Annotated in this window: 13 protein-coding genes; 7 read left to right on the top strand and 6 right to left on the bottom strand. The window is 38.2% G+C overall.

Annotated features, from left to right (window positions below; all coding sequences use genetic code 11):
- Window positions 1-325 precede the first annotated feature (325 nt).
- Window positions 326-682: a ribosome hibernation-promoting factor, HPF/YfiA family gene (hpf, locus tag L0B53_RS02440; RefSeq protein ID WP_235058890.1), complete on the top strand. Its 357-nt coding sequence runs from the start codon at window positions 326-328 to the stop codon at window positions 680-682.
- Window positions 683-797: 115 nt separating this feature from the next.
- Here hpf and L0B53_RS02435 read toward each other — a convergent pair whose 3' ends face one another.
- Complete coding sequence (locus tag L0B53_RS02435; protein WP_235058889.1) at window positions 798-1,598, bottom strand: helix-turn-helix domain-containing protein; 801 nt, start codon at window positions 1,596-1,598, stop codon at window positions 798-800.
- A gap of 230 nt (window positions 1,599-1,828) precedes the next feature.
- On the opposite strand from L0B53_RS02435, the gene L0B53_RS02430 reads away from it, so the two are divergent.
- Window positions 1,829-2,761, top strand: coding sequence for a DMT family transporter (locus tag L0B53_RS02430; protein ID WP_235058888.1), 933 nt, complete (start codon window positions 1,829-1,831; stop codon window positions 2,759-2,761).
- 279 nt (window positions 2,762-3,040) lie between these two features.
- Here L0B53_RS02430 and L0B53_RS02425 read toward each other — a convergent pair whose 3' ends face one another.
- Complete coding sequence (locus tag L0B53_RS02425; RefSeq protein WP_235058887.1) at window positions 3,041-3,700, bottom strand: NAD(P)H-dependent oxidoreductase; 660 nt, start codon at window positions 3,698-3,700, stop codon at window positions 3,041-3,043.
- Between the two features lie 593 nt (window positions 3,701-4,293).
- Here L0B53_RS02425 and L0B53_RS02420 point away from each other — a divergent pair.
- Complete coding sequence (locus L0B53_RS02420) at window positions 4,294-6,168, top strand: DEAD/DEAH box helicase (protein WP_235058886.1); 1,875 nt, start codon at window positions 4,294-4,296, stop codon at window positions 6,166-6,168.
- A gap of 107 nt (window positions 6,169-6,275) precedes the next feature.
- Here the strand turns inward: L0B53_RS02420 and L0B53_RS02415 are convergent, their stop codons facing one another.
- The gene (locus L0B53_RS02415; RefSeq protein WP_235058885.1) at window positions 6,276-7,013 is read right to left on the bottom strand and encodes an EAL domain-containing protein; all 738 of its coding nucleotides are present in this window, start codon (window positions 7,011-7,013) and stop codon (window positions 6,276-6,278) included.
- Between the two features lie 455 nt (window positions 7,014-7,468).
- Between L0B53_RS02415 and L0B53_RS02410 the strand changes: the two genes are divergently transcribed.
- The 3 genes from L0B53_RS02410 to L0B53_RS02400 all read left to right on the top strand — a co-directional run bounded on the left by L0B53_RS02410 (window position 7,469) and on the right by L0B53_RS02400 (window position 11,009).
- Complete coding sequence (locus L0B53_RS02410) at window positions 7,469-8,662, top strand: acetate/propionate family kinase (protein WP_235058884.1); 1,194 nt, start codon at window positions 7,469-7,471, stop codon at window positions 8,660-8,662.
- A 315-nt stretch (window positions 8,663-8,977) separates the two neighbouring features.
- On the top strand, window positions 8,978-9,955 hold the full coding sequence (locus L0B53_RS02405) for a GTP-binding protein (protein WP_235058883.1): 978 nt from the start codon (window positions 8,978-8,980) through the stop codon (window positions 9,953-9,955).
- Window positions 9,956-10,037: 82 nt separating this feature from the next.
- Entirely contained in the window at window positions 10,038-11,009 is a 972-nt protein-coding gene (locus L0B53_RS02400; RefSeq protein ID WP_235058882.1) for a LysR substrate-binding domain-containing protein, read from the top strand.
- A gap of 207 nt (window positions 11,010-11,216) precedes the next feature.
- Here L0B53_RS02400 and L0B53_RS02395 read toward each other — a convergent pair whose 3' ends face one another.
- From L0B53_RS02395 to L0B53_RS02385, 3 genes are all read right to left on the bottom strand, one after another.
- Window positions 11,217-11,717: an HPP family protein gene (locus L0B53_RS02395; protein WP_235058881.1), complete on the bottom strand. Its 501-nt coding sequence runs from the start codon at window positions 11,715-11,717 to the stop codon at window positions 11,217-11,219.
- 1,128 nt (window positions 11,718-12,845) lie between these two features.
- The gene (locus L0B53_RS02390) at window positions 12,846-15,101 is read right to left on the bottom strand and encodes an acyl-CoA dehydrogenase (protein WP_235059706.1); all 2,256 of its coding nucleotides are present in this window, start codon (window positions 15,099-15,101) and stop codon (window positions 12,846-12,848) included.
- A gap of 502 nt (window positions 15,102-15,603) precedes the next feature.
- On the bottom strand, window positions 15,604-16,728 hold the full coding sequence (locus tag L0B53_RS02385; RefSeq protein ID WP_409202775.1) for a M20 family metallopeptidase: 1,125 nt from the start codon (window positions 16,726-16,728) through the stop codon (window positions 15,604-15,606).
- Window positions 16,729-17,617: 889 nt separating this feature from the next.
- Here L0B53_RS02385 and L0B53_RS02380 point away from each other — a divergent pair.
- A complete protein-coding gene (locus tag L0B53_RS02380; RefSeq protein WP_235058880.1) occupies window positions 17,618-18,067 on the top strand; it encodes a hypothetical protein in 450 nt (149 codons plus the stop codon).
- The last annotated feature ends 120 nt before the right edge of the window (window positions 18,068-18,187 follow it).

Genomic DNA, 18,187 nt, shown 5'->3' with positions numbered 1-18,187 from the left:
AATTTGATCCATTTCTCATATTATTTTATTGCATTTTTGTTTGGGTTGTGTGTTCTATACTTCCCTGAAATCTTCCTGGATATGCTATTTTTTTTTTATCAATATCTTATAATTTAATTCTATTTTTACGCAATAACTGTATTCTTTTTAATATGAAACCAAGAAACTGAACTATACTTTGATCGTTACCGTTTTTTTATTAAAAGAAAGTGGATTTTCTAGGAAAACGGAGTATTGTAGAAATTGTACTTTAAAAGATGAATTTCTTTAATTAGTTATACATTTATAGACAGTTAGGTCATTTGTACTAGAGAGGCGTTACTATATGAAAATAAATATTCAAAACCCACATGTAGCTATCAACGAAGATACCCGTAAAGATATTGAAGGAAAGTTTAGTAAAATCATCTCTCATTTCCCCGACCTTGTCAGCTCAGACATTATTATCTCAAAAGAGCACAATGAGCATCACGTCGAAGTTTTCACCAATTATGAGGGTGCACGCATTTCTGCAAAAGCATCGGATAAAGTCATGTACCCAGCAATTAATGCCGCATTGAAAAAGCTAGAAACGGGTCTGCATAACCGTAAAGGCCAATTAAAAGCAGATTTACACAGCAAACCAACAAGCACTGCACCAGAAATTGCCTCTGATTACATTCAGGACATGAAACTGGTTTAACTCCTATTTCATTGGTGTCATTTATCTGTTTAGTTTTTTGATAAATGACACAACGTAAAGCAAGAGCATCACTTTGTTTTAACATTAACGTGTTGAATTCAAAGGGTGCTCTTTTTTATTGACTGCTTTTTAGTTTTAAATTCCACCGTTGTCGATACTGTTCTGGTGTTGTGCCGGTATGCTTCTTGAATAGCGCAATAAAAGGGGAGGATTGGTTATAACCTAAATTAAAGGCGATTTCTTTTACTGATTCGCCATTACGTAATTGCTGCAGTGACATAATAAACTTTCTTCGCTGCCGCCACTCCGTCAAACTCATTCCTAGTTCAGATTGGCAGTGTCTAGCTAGCGTCCTTTCTGTGGTATGCCTCTCTTCAGCCCATTGCGCTAATGATTTTGGACAGGCTGGATCTTTTTGTAGCTCCAGTAAAATGGGCTTTAATAGCTTATGGTTGCTGGTGGGAAGAAACTCCTCATGTTGTTTTGCTGTTAGCATTTGGTCAAAAATAACCTTAATTAATCGTTGATCTTCTTCAACTTCCGCAATGGTTATTTTTCTCTCAATAATGTGGTTCATTATCGCGGTAACAATGGGAGAAACTTCAAGCATACAAGAGTAATTAGGAAGCTGATCGGCATATTGGGTCGTAATATTCATTGAGCAGTAATCAACCGTGCGCCGAATATAGCTTTCATGATCAATATTTGCTGGAACCCAAACAGCATATTGGGGAGGAGATAAAAAACGTTTCCCTTCTGCTTTTATCTCTAAAATTCCACCTTTAATAAACTGAATTTGACCCCATGAGTGACGATGTTTTTTAGTCACCGTATTTGGCAGAAAAGAGGCGTGACCAAAAAAGATGTCGCCAGGTGGATTATCGTCTGAAAATAACGGGTGATAAACTCTGCTCATAAAGTGTCCGATAAATCATAATGTATGTCCGTTTAGAGATATATCAATGTGAAAAGACGTATTAAACTGTGACCTATATCACTAAGGCTCGACAATCTTCTTTGATTGAATCTATCTCTTGCTAAACCATTTCCTTGGTTTACCTCTGATAATAGCACAAGCGTCCCAACTGATTAATATTAATGCTTTTTTATCACTATTTAATTCTTTTCGGAGTAAATCGAAATACCATGTTCTATTTCTTACCTATCATTGCGGTTGCTATTTGGTCTGGCAATGCAATTATTAATATTATGGCATCTTCTATTATTGAGCCGGGTGCGATTGCCTTTTACCGTTGGTTTTTTGCGGTATTAGTATTAACTCCATTTTGTGCTTATTCATGTTGGAAAGCGCGTCATAAAATTCGTCCTTATCTCACTAAATTAGCATTTTTGGCACTACTAGGTATGGTATTGAATCAATCTCTGGGATATTTTGCAGCCCAGACGACAACGGCTACCAATATGGCACTGTTAACGTCATTAGTTCCTTTGGTCAGCATGATTTTTAGTATTTTCTTATTGAAACAAAAGCTAACTAAGAGTGCGATGATTGGCGCGGTACTTTCAATTTTAGGGGTGGTATTAATGCTGAGTAAAGGGGATTTGCACAGCTTAATTTCTCATGGGATCTCGGTTGGTGATGGAATGATTTTAATCGCAACGACAGTTTATGCACTTTATTGTGTGTTGCTCAAGCGTTGGGATATCCCATTGAGCACATGGCAGTTGGTTTATATGCAAGGATTTATTGCTTTAATTATGCTGGTGCCAATGCTTTGGTATAGTGAGCATCATGTATTACCTCAATCGTCTATTCCTTTAGTGCTTTATGCTGCGTTATTAGGTTCGGTGGTTGCACCTTGGTGTTGGATGAAAGCTGTTAAAGTATTAGGAGCAGATAAAACGGCAACGTTTATGAATTTAATGCCAATTTTAACGGCAATTATTGCTTTTATTGTGTTAGGTGAAGAGTTATCTAGTTACCATTACGCGGGCGGTTTACTTGTTTTGACAGGTGTAGCATTGGCTCAAAAACGTCGCAAGAATAAGCTGTCAGTATTAACTGCAGATATTGATTTTGAGATGTTAGCACTAAAACATAAGCGTAACGTGAACTAACCGTTTATCCCCTTCTTACTTGAAATTGCTAAGTTGTTGGCTATATTCATTCACTTTCCGCCTACTAGCAACTCCGATTACTTTGGGTATAAATTGGAAGATTCAAAAAAAGAGCAGATGACCATTTATTGATTATCTGCTCTTTTTGTATCTTATTCGTCATTGTTATTTTATACCCATTCATAAATGAAACATCTATACCCTTCTTACTTGCCGCCTATTAGCAACGCCAATTATTTTAGGTATATTATTTCAATCGATGAATATAAGATAAGTTGATTAAATGATAGTGATCACTTTTTCTGCTGCTAGACGAGATTTTGGTGCATTTAGGTTGTAATCTTTATCTTCTGCACGATAACCAATCGCTAATGCAACATTACACTCATAGCCTTCAAGCTCTGCTGCAAATTCTGCATTCACTTTCTCGCTATCAATACCTTCTAAAGACGTTGAATCGATTTTCATGCGAGCAAGAGTATGTAGGGCATTACCAAAAGCAATATAGGTTTGGGCTTTGGTCCATGGTGCTGTATTTCCATTCTCATCGGTATTTAGCTCGGCAAAGGCAAAAGCACCGAATGCTGCTTCTTTATTTTCTAGTTTCGTGCGATTGTTAGCGATGTCAGTGTCGATCACTTCTTCATAATCAGAACGCTTATAAGCAGGATTGTGAGCAAATAAGATAATATGAGAAGACTCAAAAACATGATGCTGATTAAACTGAAACTTATCTGCGAAGGTATTATTCATACGTTCTTTTGCTGCATCACTTTCAATAACCACAAATTTCCATGGTTGTGAGTTGATTGATGAAGCAGATAGACGAAGTGCTTCTAATAGTGTAGCTAAATCTTCAGCAGATACTTTTTTACTCGCGTCATACTGTTTAGTGGTATAGCGGCTACGAAGGTCTTCTAAGATCTGTTCATTGTTCATGAGTTGTCCTTTAGTCTAAACGGAAAAATAGTCTGTTGCTTACTGTATGTTGATGTTATTTCGATGACAACAAGGAGTAAGGTAAGTACTTTACCGTTATATGGTATAGCGAAAAGAATAAAATGTCTCAAGGTCGTATCGATTTAACCATGAAATTTTATTCTACCGTTTAACACTTCCTTTATGACGATGGATGAACTAGGCTGGTATGCAGATATTTTATATTACTAGAGGATGTTGATTTTCTGGTTACTCGTCACGGCTATCTGCTTTTGATGAATGCCTAACTGCGTTAATGTAACAATGTCGCTTTATATTGAGTGTCTTAACTATTTGAAAGTGCGTAATCCTTATTTGCTTAACTAGCTCGCGTATATACCTTTTTTTTAATAAAAAAAGAGCATCGTCGCCTTTTTTAGTGCGAAAATGACAAAAACTGTGAACTTTCTCAAGTTTTTACTGGCTTTTTACTCAAGTTTAATGGACAATGCGCGCCTCCTTAATGAGGCCCACCGCTATTGCTGAATACTCAGCCGGAATGGAACTGGCATACGGGCCCCGTTTACATACTAATTATTGATATTGGGTACCCGATGCAAGAAAATACTATTACTGAATTTCGCCAACTTGATCTATCTGAAAAATTACTTTCTGCTCTAGATAAGATTGGTTTTATCTCTCCAACTCCAATCCAGGCAGCATCTATTCCACTTCTTCTTGAAGGTAAAGATGCGTTAGGTAAAGCACAAACAGGTACAGGTAAAACGGCTGCGTTTTCTCTACCTATCCTTAATAAAGTCAACCTTTCTCAGTACAAACCACAAGCAATCATCATGGCTCCAACCCGTGAACTTGCGATTCAGGTTGCTGCTGAAATTAAAGTGTTGGGCCAAAATATTAAAGGTCTTAAAGTTTTAGAGATCTACGGTGGTGCATCTATCGTTGATCAAATGCGTGCCCTTAAAAATGGCGCTCACATTGTTGTGGGTACTCCGGGTCGTGTTAAAGATTTAATCTCTCGTGATCGTTTACATCTTGATGAAACTCATACATTCGTACTTGATGAAGCTGACGAAATGTTAAAAATGGGTTTTGTTGATGATGTAACTTGGATCATGGAACAAGCACCAGCATCTGCACAGCGTGTTCTGTTCTCTGCAACGATGCCTCCTATCGTTAAAGATATCGTTAACCGTTATCTACGTAGCCCTGCACACATTGATGTCGCGGGTGAAAACCGTACTGTTGCTAAAGTTGAGCAGCAGTTCTGGGTTGTTAAAGGTGTAGAGAAAGATGAAGCAATGGCTCGTCTACTTGAAACTGAAGAGAGCGATGCAAACATTGTTTTCGTACGTACTCGTCAAGATACTGAGCGTCTAGCTGATTGGTTATCTGCTCGTGGCTTTAATGCAGCAGCACTTCACGGTGATATTCCTCAGTCTTTACGTGAGCGTACAGTTGAGCACCTGAAAAACGGTACAACTGATATCCTTGTTGCAACAGACGTTGTTGCTCGTGGTCTTGATGTGCCAAGAATTACTCACGTATATAACTACGATATTCCTTTCGATGTTGAATCGTATATTCACCGTATCGGTCGTACAGGTCGTGCTGGACGTAAAGGTAAAGCGATTCTGTTAGTTCGTACTAACCAGATCCGCATGCTTCGTACTATTGAGCGTGTAACTCGTACTCACATGGAAGAGATTCAACTTCCAATGCGTGACAAAGTTGCAGAAGCTCGTTTAACACGTTTAAGCGCTGAATTGATAACGCATAAAGAAGATGACAGCCTAGCGTCTTTTGTTGGCCTAATCGAAAAAATGCAAGAAAGCATGGAGATGGATGCTGCAACACTTGCTGCTATCCTTCTTAAGAAACAACAAGGTAAGCGTCCTTTATTCTATAAAGGTCCAGATCCAATGATTGCAGCTATTGAACGTGACAACAAGCGTCGTTCAGAGCGTCGTAATGATCGTGGCGACCGTGGTGATCGTGGTGATCGCGGTGGACGTGGCGAGCGCGGTGGACGTGATGGTGGTCGTGACAACCGTCGTAGCCCTGCTGATTGGGATACTTATCAGTTGCAACTTGGTCGTGATCAAGGTGTTCAAGTTAAAGACATCGTAGGTGCAATTGCTAACGAATTAGGTCTAGATAAGAACAGCATTGGTGCAATTAAGATGCAAAATGCACACACTTTAGTTCAACTTCCTAAGACGATGACCAAAGAGAAGTTACAACAGCTTCAGAAGCTACGTATTCGCCAGAGTGAGACTCAAGCACGCGTTGTTGAAGGTGAAGTACTTCGTGAACATCGTCCACGTAGTGGTAACGGTGGCGGCCGTGGTCGTGATGATCGTCGTGGTGGCAACGGTGGAAATGGCGGTGGTCAACGTCGTTTTGATCGTAACCGTAGCGATAATGGCGGCAGTCGTCGTCCAAGCAAGCCACGTAGTGAAGGTTAATCCTTAGAGATTAGTCATTAAGATATAAAAAAAGCCGTGAATTATTCACGGCTTTTTTGTATCAGAATTCCCATAATTTAGGACACTGGTTAGACTATTCATTGATGCTATTGAGGTTTTCCAATCCAAAATCCTTGAAAGAATGCGATATCCAATTGTTTTAATCGATTAAAATAAACTTCTTGCTCTATCCCTTCCATGAGTAATTCACTATTGATCTCTTTTGATAAGCTAATCAGTTGTTCCAATGGTTGTGTATGACCAGTTATGAACTTTTGTAAAATTGATTGATCACATTTGATGATATTTGGCTGAAGTTCTGAGGCGCGCCCTGCATGAGATGCCTCAACACCATAATCATCTATCGCAATCTGAAAACCTAATTTTTTTAAATTCTTAACTATTTCTGTTAAATAATCGGGTTTTGAATAACTGTATTCAAGAACTTCAAAACAGATTTGATCTGTTGTGATCTTCTCTCTTTCTAATTTATCTAATAGCTTTTGAAATAGAGGATTATGGAAAAAAGAGACTAAACTTGCTGGAGAGATATTTAAAAAGAGTTTAGTGTGAATAGGGAAAGGTTGGGTTAAAAAATTACTAATGTGCAAAAAAATTACCGCAATTTCGACTTCAAATAATTTATTCCCTTCAAAGCGCTGTAAGAAATCTGGTGTATAAACCGCTTGATTCTCTGTATCCCTAACGCGTAGCAAAGCTTCAACCCCAAAGAGTTGTAGTTGACTATTAACAATGGGCTGAAATGCTGAAGAGAGCATATTGTCATTATGTTCGAGTTGAGTTTTTGCTGATAAAGGGTCCACTCTGTTTGATTTTCGATTCATATGGTCTCAGATAGTGATGATGATTGTACAGCAACGATGAGTTGTAAAGTATACCTACTTCGTAAAGTTTAGACTAATAATGAATTGTATTTACTTTGTGGTGATTGTAATTAACTCGCCTTATGTTTAGGGTTGAGTGTTGAGTTATTGTTAGTGCTTGGTGTCTTGCCTGCAGCATAATGTGAGATTTTTTAATTTACGTTGATGGTGTTGCTAACCAAAATTGAGAATTGAAATTTTATTTTCATTAGTATTTGTAAGGACTTAGTTTTTAAATTAACTTAAAAAACAGTGGGTTAAAAATATTTCTATTTCTTTCTTTGATTCTTTCAAGCCCTAAAAAAATATTTGATATCTTACAGCTATTTTTTAATTATGAGTTTTATTGTATGATTTGTGCATAGATTAAGGGTCAGACCAATGATCCATACTGATGTTCACTTAAGAGAGAAACCATGAGCAATTCACTCGTTCTAGTTATTAATTCAGGCAGTTCTTCATTAAAATTCTCGGTTATTGATTCAAAAACAGGAGATGCTGAGTTATCCGGCATTGGCGAATGTTTTGGATTACCAGAAGCAAATATCAGTTGGAAGTATCAAGGTCAAAAATCAGAGCAAGTGCTAACTGCGGGAAGTAATCATCACCAAGAAGCAATTGCGATTATTGTCAATTTAGTTAAAGAACTTGGTTTAACAGAGAAGTTAGTGGCTATTGGTCATCGCGTTGTTCATGGTGGTGATAAATTCTCAACTGCGGTTCAAATTGATGATAAAGTGATTAATGAAATCGAACGTATCAGCGACTTAGCCCCACTTCATAACCCGGCTCACTTAATTGGTATTCGTGCTGCAATTGCTGCATTCCCTCAACTTCCTCAATTTGCTGTTTTTGATACCGCTTTCCACCAAACTATGCCAGAGCGTGCATTCTCTTACGCTATATCTCAAAAGCTATACCGTGATTATGGCGTTCGTCGTTATGGTTTCCATGGTACAAGTCATTACTACATTAGCCGTGCTGCTGCTGAATATTTAAATCGTCCAGCGAAAGAGTGCAGCTTTATTACTGTGCATTTAGGTAATGGTTCATCAATTTGTGCGGTAAAAAATGGTGAGAGTGTAGATACAAGTATGGGTTTAACTCCACTTGCTGGTTTAATGATGGGGACTCGTAGTGGTGATTTAGACCCAATTATTCCAGAGTATTTAATGTCTAAAGGCATGACGATGCAAGAAGTTCATGATGAGTTGCATAATAACTCTGGCTTCTTAGGTGTGTCCGAGCTTACCAGCGATTGTCGCGGTATTATCAGCGCAGCTGCTGAAGGTCATCATGGTGCGCAACTAGCAATTGATATCTTTACTTACCGTGTCGCTAAATATATTGCGTCATACATGGTTGCACTTGATCAATTAGATGCGATCGTATTTACTGGCGGTATCGGTGAAAACTCCGTTCCTATGCGTAGCGAAATCTTACGTCATCTTAAGATGTTCGGTTATAAAGAAGATGTCGCAGCAAACAAAGCGGCAGCATTAGGTGAAATGGGGCCAATTACGCAACCAAATACTCCATTAGCACTGGTTATCCCAACGAATGAAGAGTGGGTTATTGCTAAGCAGTCTGTTGAGTTGCTTGAGCAGTAATCTTGAATGATGAGAGGGTAAAACCTCAATAATCTTTCATATTAAAAAACTACCGGTGAACGTTTAACTCGAAAAGGTTAAATCGCTTATCGGTTTTTTTTTGCCTGTTATCCCTGGCATACTTGAAGTCGTTAGGTTGTTGACTTCACTCGCTCTTCCCAACCATATAATGCCCCGATACTCATGGGGCCTTACTCACTTGCCGTCTACTAGCAACATCAATTATTTTGAATATATTTGGCAATTTTACTGCTCTAATTCAAACCGAATATATGGTACTGTAGAGACAGAATCTTCGATAAAATAAGTGATTAAATGAAAATCCCAACCAATATAATAACTGGCTTTCTTGGTGTCGGTAAAACCACCTCAATTCTTAATTTATTACAACAGAAACCTACAGATCAACACTGGGCTGTACTGGTGAATGAATTTGGTGAGATCGGGATAGATGGTGCAATCTTGACGGAGTCAGGAGCGATGATCAAAGAAGTGCCCGGTGGATGTATGTGTTGTACTGCAGGCGTGCCGACGTCGGTGGCGATAACAACACTATTACGTCAAAAGCCCGATCGTTTGATTGTTGAACCAACGGGGTTAGGGCATCCTCATAAGATCATTAGCTTATTAACGTCACCTCAATTTCAAGATTATATCGATTTGAAAGCGACGATCGCATTGGTTGATCCGCGAAATTTAACCAATAATAAATATCGAGAGAATAGCAATTTTAATGATCAACTCGACGTTGCTGATATCGTGATAGCCAATAAAGTCGATCAATGTTCTGAAAGTGATAAAAAGAGCTTTAATCAATGGTTAGAGATGCAATACCCTGCAAAGCTTGATGGCCTTTTTGCCGAGCAAGGAGAGTTCTCTCTCTCGTTATTAGATAAAGAGAGAACACGGTTAACTGAAGCATCAGAGATTGCTGATCATCATCATGAACATGCTGAGATGGAGCCTCAATTTCAATTACCACCGAATGCGCGCTTTATTCGTAAAGAGAATCGAGGGCAAGGCTATTTTAGTTGTGGGTGGATTTTTGGCTCAGAGATCAGTTTTGATTTTGATCTTATCTTTTCTATGCTCAACGATTTAACGGCAGAACGAGTCAAAGGGGTAATGAATACCAATAAAGGTTGCTATGCATTTAATGTTAATAATGGGGTTCTCTCTCTGAATGAAATGACCCTAGAAGGGTTTGAGTCTCGATTAGAGGTGATTGATAATCAATTGTTACCTTGGGATGAGCTAGAGAGCATACTGCTACATATTTCGGATATTCAATAGTTTATATCCTTCTTAGCTACCGAATAACCATGATTATTTGGAGTATAATGACTCTGTGAACCGTTAATTTGAAAGGATATCAATGAAATTACAACAATTACGTTATATTGTTGAAATCGTCAACAGTGAACTCAATATGTCATTAGCCTCTGAACGCCTGTTTACGACTCAGCCGAATGTTAGTAAGCAGGTGAGATTATTGGAGCAAGAGCTTGGTGTTCAGATTTTTGAGCGGAATGGTAAACATTTAAGTACCGTGACAGCGGTAGGAGAGGAGATCATCACCTCTGCGATTCAGACGTTACTTAATGCTGATAAGATCAAGGTGATGGCAAATAATTTAACAAACCCTGACGAAGGGGTATTAAATCTATTTACCACCCAAACTATCGCGAATTATATTCTGCCTCCTGCGATAACTGAATTTATTAAGACTCACCCTAAAGTAGAACTCAATATATTTCCTTCTACTTCTCAACAAATTAATAGTAATGTTCCGACAGGACTTTTTGATCTTTCGGTTGTAGCTCAAGATATGCCAAACGATGAAGTGGTTTCTCTTCCTTGTTATATCTGGACATTGTCATTAGTTGTTCCTAAAGGTCATCCTTTAACTGAGGTTCCAAATATTACCTTAGAGCAGATTAGTCAGTATCCTCTGGTCAGTTATGATGAAGGCTCTACCGGGCGTAATACCCAAGATACCGCTTTTAAGCAAGCAGGGTTAACCCCTTCGATTTCGATGACAGCAATTGATGCCGATGTGATTAAGACTTATGTGGAATTAGAATTTGGTATCGGGATTATTGCGACGGTGTCGGCTAATGATTTAGTGAATTATGAGCTGGATGTGATCGATATCAGCCATCTATTTTCTCCAAATCAAGGGTTACTCTGCTTTAAACGTGGGATTTTTATCTGTGAATATATGTATCAATTTATTTTTGCATTAGCCCCTCATTTAACAAAATCATTGATTGAGAGAGCGACAGAAGCAAAAACAGAACAGCAGATGATTGATATTTTTTCTGATGTGAAGCTACCAGTATATTAAGTCTATTTTAAGCTTATACCCGAAGTAATTAGCCAAATTAACGTACCACTATATTGTTAGTAGGCGGCAAATGATTGATGCCCCATGGGTATGGGGTTCTATCTGATTGGGGCGAATGAATATAGTCAACAACCTAGCAACGTCAAGTAAGATGGGTATAGAGAATAATTAGCTCTTAATATTACTCTCTAAGTTTAAAGAAAAACCTTATTTATCGCTATTAAATGGATATTGGTACTTTGAACCATACTTATGGAAGACATAAGCGATTAGCACAATAATAACAGAGCCTAATAAAAATGGTGTAATTAAAAATGACCAACTTGTATGCCCTGTTAACATGATTAATAAAGGGTTTCCACCCGCTGGCGGATGAGTGATTTTTAGTATAATCATAAAAAATATTCCTAACCCAACAGCGACACCTAAACTGATCGCATTTACTTCCACATAATTCACAAAGAGCAGCCCAATAAATGCCGTTAATAGATGACCAAAAATAATATTTTTTGGCTGAGCAAGAGGGCTTTGATGGACGCCGAACGCTAATACCATGGTGGCACCAAATGGTGCGGCTAATAAATAAGCATGATTAGTGAGTTGATCAATCCCAGCAAGGATAGATATACAGATTGTTGAACCTAAAGCCGCAATAAGGGCAACTTTAACACGATTGTCGGGATGAATCGTATGGAAGATGTGTTTCATGTAGTTATAGCCTTTAGATATTAATATCTGTTAACTATAGTTCAGTTGTTATTGAGTCGCAGAGATATTGAATTTTTTTAGTCGAATATATAGGGAATAGTTGTAATAGCGGCTAAGTGAGTTGGTTTTCTGTGCTCTAGATACAGAGCGGGCGCGACTCCTGTCGCGCCCTGTGTTTCTGTTGCAGCCTATCCCGCTACTATATGGTGCTCCCTGCATCACACTCAATGTGATTTTTTTTTGCTAGTTTCCGTTAGCGAAGCTTCTCTATCCTAGAGGTGTCCATTACTTCATCCTGAAGTGATCCTTGTGTCATCCTGACTGTAAGCAATCCTACTTACGTTAACCTCATCCTGAAGTTGTTCCTTGTTTGTCATCCTGACTGTAAGCAATCCGACTTACGTTAACCTCATCCTGAAGTTTGTTCCTTGTTTGTCATCCTGACTGTAAGCAATCCTACTTACGTTAACCTCATCCTGAAGTTTGTTCCTTGTTTGTCATCCTGACTGTAAGCAATCCTACTTACGTTAACCTCATCCTGAAGTTTGTTCCTTGTTTGTCATCCTGACTGTAAGCAATCCTACTTACGTTAACCTCATCCTGAAGTTTGTTCCTTGTTTGTCATCCTGACTGTAAGCAATCCTACTTACGTTAACCTCATCCTGAAGTTTGTTCCTTGTTTGTCATCCTGACTGTAAGCAATCCGACTTACGTTAACCTCATCCTGAAGTTTGTTCCTTGTTTGTCATCCTGACTGTAAGTAATCCTACTTACGTTAACTTCATCCTGAAGTAGTTCCGTTCACTGTCCATGTTGATAACTCATCCTGAATTATCTCTCTTAAATCCTTTAAGAGATTTACTGTCCTTAGTGTTTGGTGTCGTGTTTCCCTTCGACACAGTTAGAATAAGCTATTGAGACAAAAGGACAAGCCTATTTTTAGCATTTTTTACTATAAAATAGTGATGTAAAATGGTTTGTCACGATAAGGTGTTGAAATTATTAATTATTAAATGTTATATAAAGGTTAATCTCGCGTGTTAAATTTGTTTTCTCTTACAGCTTTGTAAGAGATCTCTCACAAAGCTGTAAGTGCATTTTTCTTTAGTGATTAATTATTCATCTCTTTTATTTTGTTTCTGTTAATTCGTGATTAAAATTATCCACTTGTATTGCATAAGAACGCATCTTTTCAGCATGATTAATCTCATTTACCTCTTCTTGTGAAAGAATATTCAATGCTAATGCTTGGTTTAACTTCTCACTTAATGGACTTTTAGCCGAGATTCTTCCTGCCTTTATTGCTTGATAAATCAGTTTTTCATGATTTTTAGTCTTATGCATAGCAATAAATGCTCTTTCAATAATCGCGACTGGATCCTTTTGATTGTCAATATCGTAATGACAAAGGTGGGTCAACTGATCACGATGGGTTCCTGGTGTCATTAAAGAATTTGCTATCTCTAAGGCAATGCTATCTTTTGGTGCGGAATAATGAATACCAATTGGAAAGGTCAATGTTCTGATTAATCGACCGACTCCTCTCTTAGGAAAGTTGTTAAATAATTCATCAAATGCAACACCGGATTGATGTAAACAGTGTTGAAGTGCATAGTGTACAAAAGGGAGGTCAGCTTGAGGGCGACCTTGATCTTCAAACCGTTTGAGAGTGGCAGACGCAAGGTATAAGAAACTTAAGACATCACCTAAGCGTGCGGAAACTAACTCTTTACGTTTTAATTCCCCACCTAAAGAGAGCATTGAGAAATCTGATGCGACAGCTAAAGCGCGACTCATTCGATTTAAATGTTTATAGTAAATAGCGGTTTCACCACTATAGGGCGTTGTGTTAAAGAAAGAGCGAGTTAGTGAATTAAGTAGTCCTTTTAATATGTTACCTGTAGTGTATTTGATATGTTGAAAGAGAAGCTTATCAAACTGTTCTTTGGCTTCATCTATATTTGGGGTTGCAGCGGCTTCCATTTCAGATAAAACATAAGGGTGGCAACGTGTCGCACCTTGTCCAAAAATCATTAAGTTACGGGTTAGTATATTTGCACCTTCAACGGTAATCGCAACAGGGATCCCATAGTATTGATGCCCTAAATAATTCATTGGCCCAAGTTGAATAGCTCTGCCTCCGTGAATGTCCATCGCATCATTTAAGATCGTTCGACCAAGTTCCGTCATATGGTATTTGGCAATGGCTGTGACAATGCCGGGTTTTTCACCCATATCCAGTGCGGTCGTGGTTAATGTGCGGGCTGACTCTAAGAGATAAGTTAGCCCGCCAATACGGCCTAAAGGCTGAGCAACACCTTCGAACCGTCCTATAGATAAACCAAACTGTTTGCGAATATAAGCATAAGCTCCGGTTGTTCTAGCCGTTAGATGTCCAATAGATGTCCCTAATGCTGGGAGGGAAATTCCACGACCAGAAGAGAGGCACTCCACTAACATTCGCCATCCTCGGCCCGCATAACTTGGGCCACCGATAATCCAGTCGATTGGAATAAATACATCATCTCCACGAGTTGGGCCATTCATAAAAGCAAGACCAATAGGATTATGACGATCACCGACTTCAACGCCGGGGTGGTCGGTTGGAATGAGTGCACAGGTGATCCCTAAATCGATCTCTTTGCCAAGCAGTTGTTCAGGGTCTGAGAGTTTAAAAGCAAGACCAAGTACCGTTGAGACAGGGGCTAAGGTAATATAACGCTTATTCCACGTTAATTTTATACCTAATACTTGTTCACCTTGATAGTCGCCATAACAGATCTCCCCTCTGTCTGGAATACTTCCAGCATCTGAGCCTGCTTCTGGGCCAGTTAAAGCAAAGCAGGGGATTTCTGTTCCATCGGCAAGACGGGGTAGCCAATACTCTTTCTGTTCATTGGTACCGTAATGTGACAGTAACTCTCCGGGTCCTAATGAATTAGGTACCATAACCGTTACCGCTGCGCTAATACTACGAGTAGATATCATGGAGACAATGGTTGAGTTTGCAAGGGCTGAAAATTCTAATCCCCCAAATTCTTTGGTAATATTGAGGGAAAAGAAGCGTTCCCTTCTAAGATAGTCCCAAACTTCGGGTGATAAATTATTATCAGTATGGACAATTTTGTAGTCATCTAACATTGAGATTAAAGGGCGAACTTTATCATCTATAAATTGTTGCTCTTCTGGTGTTAGCTGTGGTTTTGGATATTGATGAAGTTTATCCCATTGTGGTGTACCAGAAAATAATTCGCCTTCCCACCAGACACTACCCGCTTCCATTGCTTCACGTTCAGTCGCTGAAAGGGGAGGTAATACTTCTTTAAATAGTTTAAATGCAGGATCACTTATTCTTTTCTTTCGGAAATTGGCTAGTGCACTCATCATCGATTCCTTTACATGAATTGGGCTAATATTCTCTTTTTATTTAGCGCAGCAGGACGAGGTTTATTTCCATAATGGTTACATGTATTCGCCTCGTCGCAACGTCAATAATCTTGGGTATAAATAGTGCTGCATGAATACCATTTTTTATCTGATGTGATTGATTATAGGCATCTGTTTTTGATACTGATTTTTATTATGCAGCTATTTAAATCTATACCCAGTTAAAGTAAAAGTACAAAAAATGGTGGGTTAATATACGAAATGGTCGTGAAAATCATTCAATTGAATTGTTTTTCTTATGGATTATACAAATTTTTTTTGTAAGGAAGTATCGATATTAGGTTGTTATGTTTAAGACGATATTTATTGTAATAACGGTGTTTGAGTTGAACTGTTCATCTCAGTACCAATAAGAAGAAACCCCACTTTTCATTGACTTTAAATCACAATGGAAAGAGGGGTTAAAACACATGTTGTTAGAGTGTAAGTTTATCGCTAATTAAGCCAAAACCTCTTGCATAACAGCGGTCAGTAATTTAATACGAGGTTCAATTGAATCTAAAACAAGGTACTCTTTATCACTGTGGAATCCTGCGCCCATGGGACCAAAACCATCAAGGGTTGGAATTCCTAATGCAGCGGTAAAGTTACCATCCGAACCGCCACCTGCATCTTCCCAACCATGAGGGATATTTAACTTATTTGCTTGTTGAGAAACCAATGATATTAATGCTTCTGTTTTTTCTGTTGGTACCATGGATGGCTTAAATGCCAAGCGATTAACGGTGATTGATGCTCCCTCAATAAATGGATTTTCACTCATCGTATTTAATGTGTTGTGGATCTCTTCTGCTTCATCATTATTCCAAAAACGAAGGTCAACAATCGCTTGAGCAGAATCAGGTACGACATTGACCGCGACACCACCGCTGATAATACCGACATTCATGGTTGTGCCTGTTTCAAGGTTGACTAAATCTTTAATCGCTAATGACCAATGGCTCAGCTCATAGATAGCATTGACGCCTTCAGCCAGTGCTGAACCTGCGTGAGATGCTTTACCATGGAAATCGATTTGATATTTTGCATTACCTTTTCTTGAACGGATGAGATTACCGGTTGGGCGCGCAGCCTCACACACGAGAACTAATTCACTCTTCTTTGCTATAGACTCAATCCAAGGGCGTGAATAGTAAGAGCCGATCTCTTCGTCACAGTTTAAGGCCACAACAATGGCTTTATTTGCTAATGTCTCTTTTGAAAGTCCTTGTAAGGCATACCAAGCACTTAAAATGCCTGACTTCATATCCGTTACACCAGGACCATAAGCCATTTTATCATCCATAGAGAATGGTCTATTTTCGACAGTACCATCAGGGAAAACGGTATCCATGTGACCACTTAACATGATGTCATAATGATCGGCATCAGGTTGATTGGTGATATGAAGACAAGGACCTGCTGCATCATCAATATGGTGACGGGTGACAGTAAAACCAATAGATTCAAACATTGGCGTCAGAATATCAGCAATTTTTGCGACACCTTGAGGATTTTTGGTTCCACAATCCACATTGACTAATTGCGTTAACTCTTTTAAGTAGGTGGCGAGTTCAAAGTTCATATTTATGCCTATCATTCATTAAGGTTGATATATCCCTCATACTTGAAGTCGCTAGGTTGTTGGCTGCACTCGCTAGCCCCAATCATATAGTCGATCTACATTCATGGGGCCTCACTCACTTGCTGATTACTAGCAACTCCCATTATTTGGGGGATAGATATATATTTGTTATTAATATGACAAATAAGAGTAGTGAGAGTACTGATTCATATCATAATGGCAGCATGATTTTTGTTTTCTGCTGTACTTTTTTTGTGTTTTTGATGTTTTATGAAAAAAATTAAAAAAAGTTTGAACTAAATCGGATAAGGTGACTCTTACTGTACATGAGTTATGAAGAGTGCTAATTATCTTGATAACTACTGCTTTATGAAATCCTTATTTATGTGTAATGAAATTATTTTTCCCCGTACAATTTGTGCGGGGTTTTTTTTGCTTCCTATCTTTTAGCCTTGAGCATTAAAATCTCACGTATTCTGATGTTGCTCAACGCCATGTAATCGCATTTTGATATTTTAGTGATGTTTTACAGTGATAAACACCAGTGTTATCTCCTTTTTATTTGAAGTTGCTAAGCCGTTGGCCATACTCGCTTTCCCCAATCATATAAGAACAACTATGCTCATGGGGCTTCATTCACTTGTCATCTACTAGCAACTTATACTGTGCCGGTGACAATTTATGTTGTTCCTTTCTAATTTTTAACTTTATTACTTTAAGTAAAATATTATTTAATTTTCTTATCATGAATATGTTTATATCTTCATGGTATTTAGATGATTGAGTAGATATTAATTGATTTTATTTTAACTTTTATATAATTATTGTCTTGATGTTTTATTTAAATTATCCCATAATTGCGGCTCTTTATTAAAATGAATGAGTGAAAATGTTTTCTCGTGTTTTTCTATTATTAATCTCACTAACACTATTACCATTATTTGGTTATGGTGAGGTTAGTCATAGCATAGGCAATCAATATTTTTCACTTCCTGATTCACTTCTTCAAAACTCGACTGATCAATTAATCGAGCATACTCCTTTAGAATCTAACAACCCTGTTTCAACCAATGAGATCCATTATAGTGAGCATGGAATTATTAACTCACACCGGCTAAACCAGACGATTAAGGTTGTTTTTGAACTCTCTAATGAACCTCTATTTCTTGATCTGTGGCAATCCAAAAATCGTGATATTATTTTAGCTTTTAGGCTTAAAATAAGCAATAGATTCAGGCAATTAAGTTGTTATTTTAATTTCATCGCTAATCATAGAATACTCGGCTGGAAGGAGAGTAATGCTATTTACGCCTACCTTGATGCCACCTCCTATTTATAACTCTAATTGAAAATGACTTTTTATACTCGTCTTACTAGAGGGTGCTAGGTTGTTGTCTGTGTTCGTTCGTCCCAACTATATAGTATATCTATACTTATGGGGCCTAACTCACTCGCTGCC

Source organism: Vibrio sp. SS-MA-C1-2 (assembly GCF_021513135.1).
Classification (GTDB): Bacteria; Pseudomonadota; Gammaproteobacteria; order Enterobacterales; family Vibrionaceae.
Note: the sequence above shows the minus strand (reverse complement) of the source record. Positions and strands in the feature narration are given on the sequence as shown.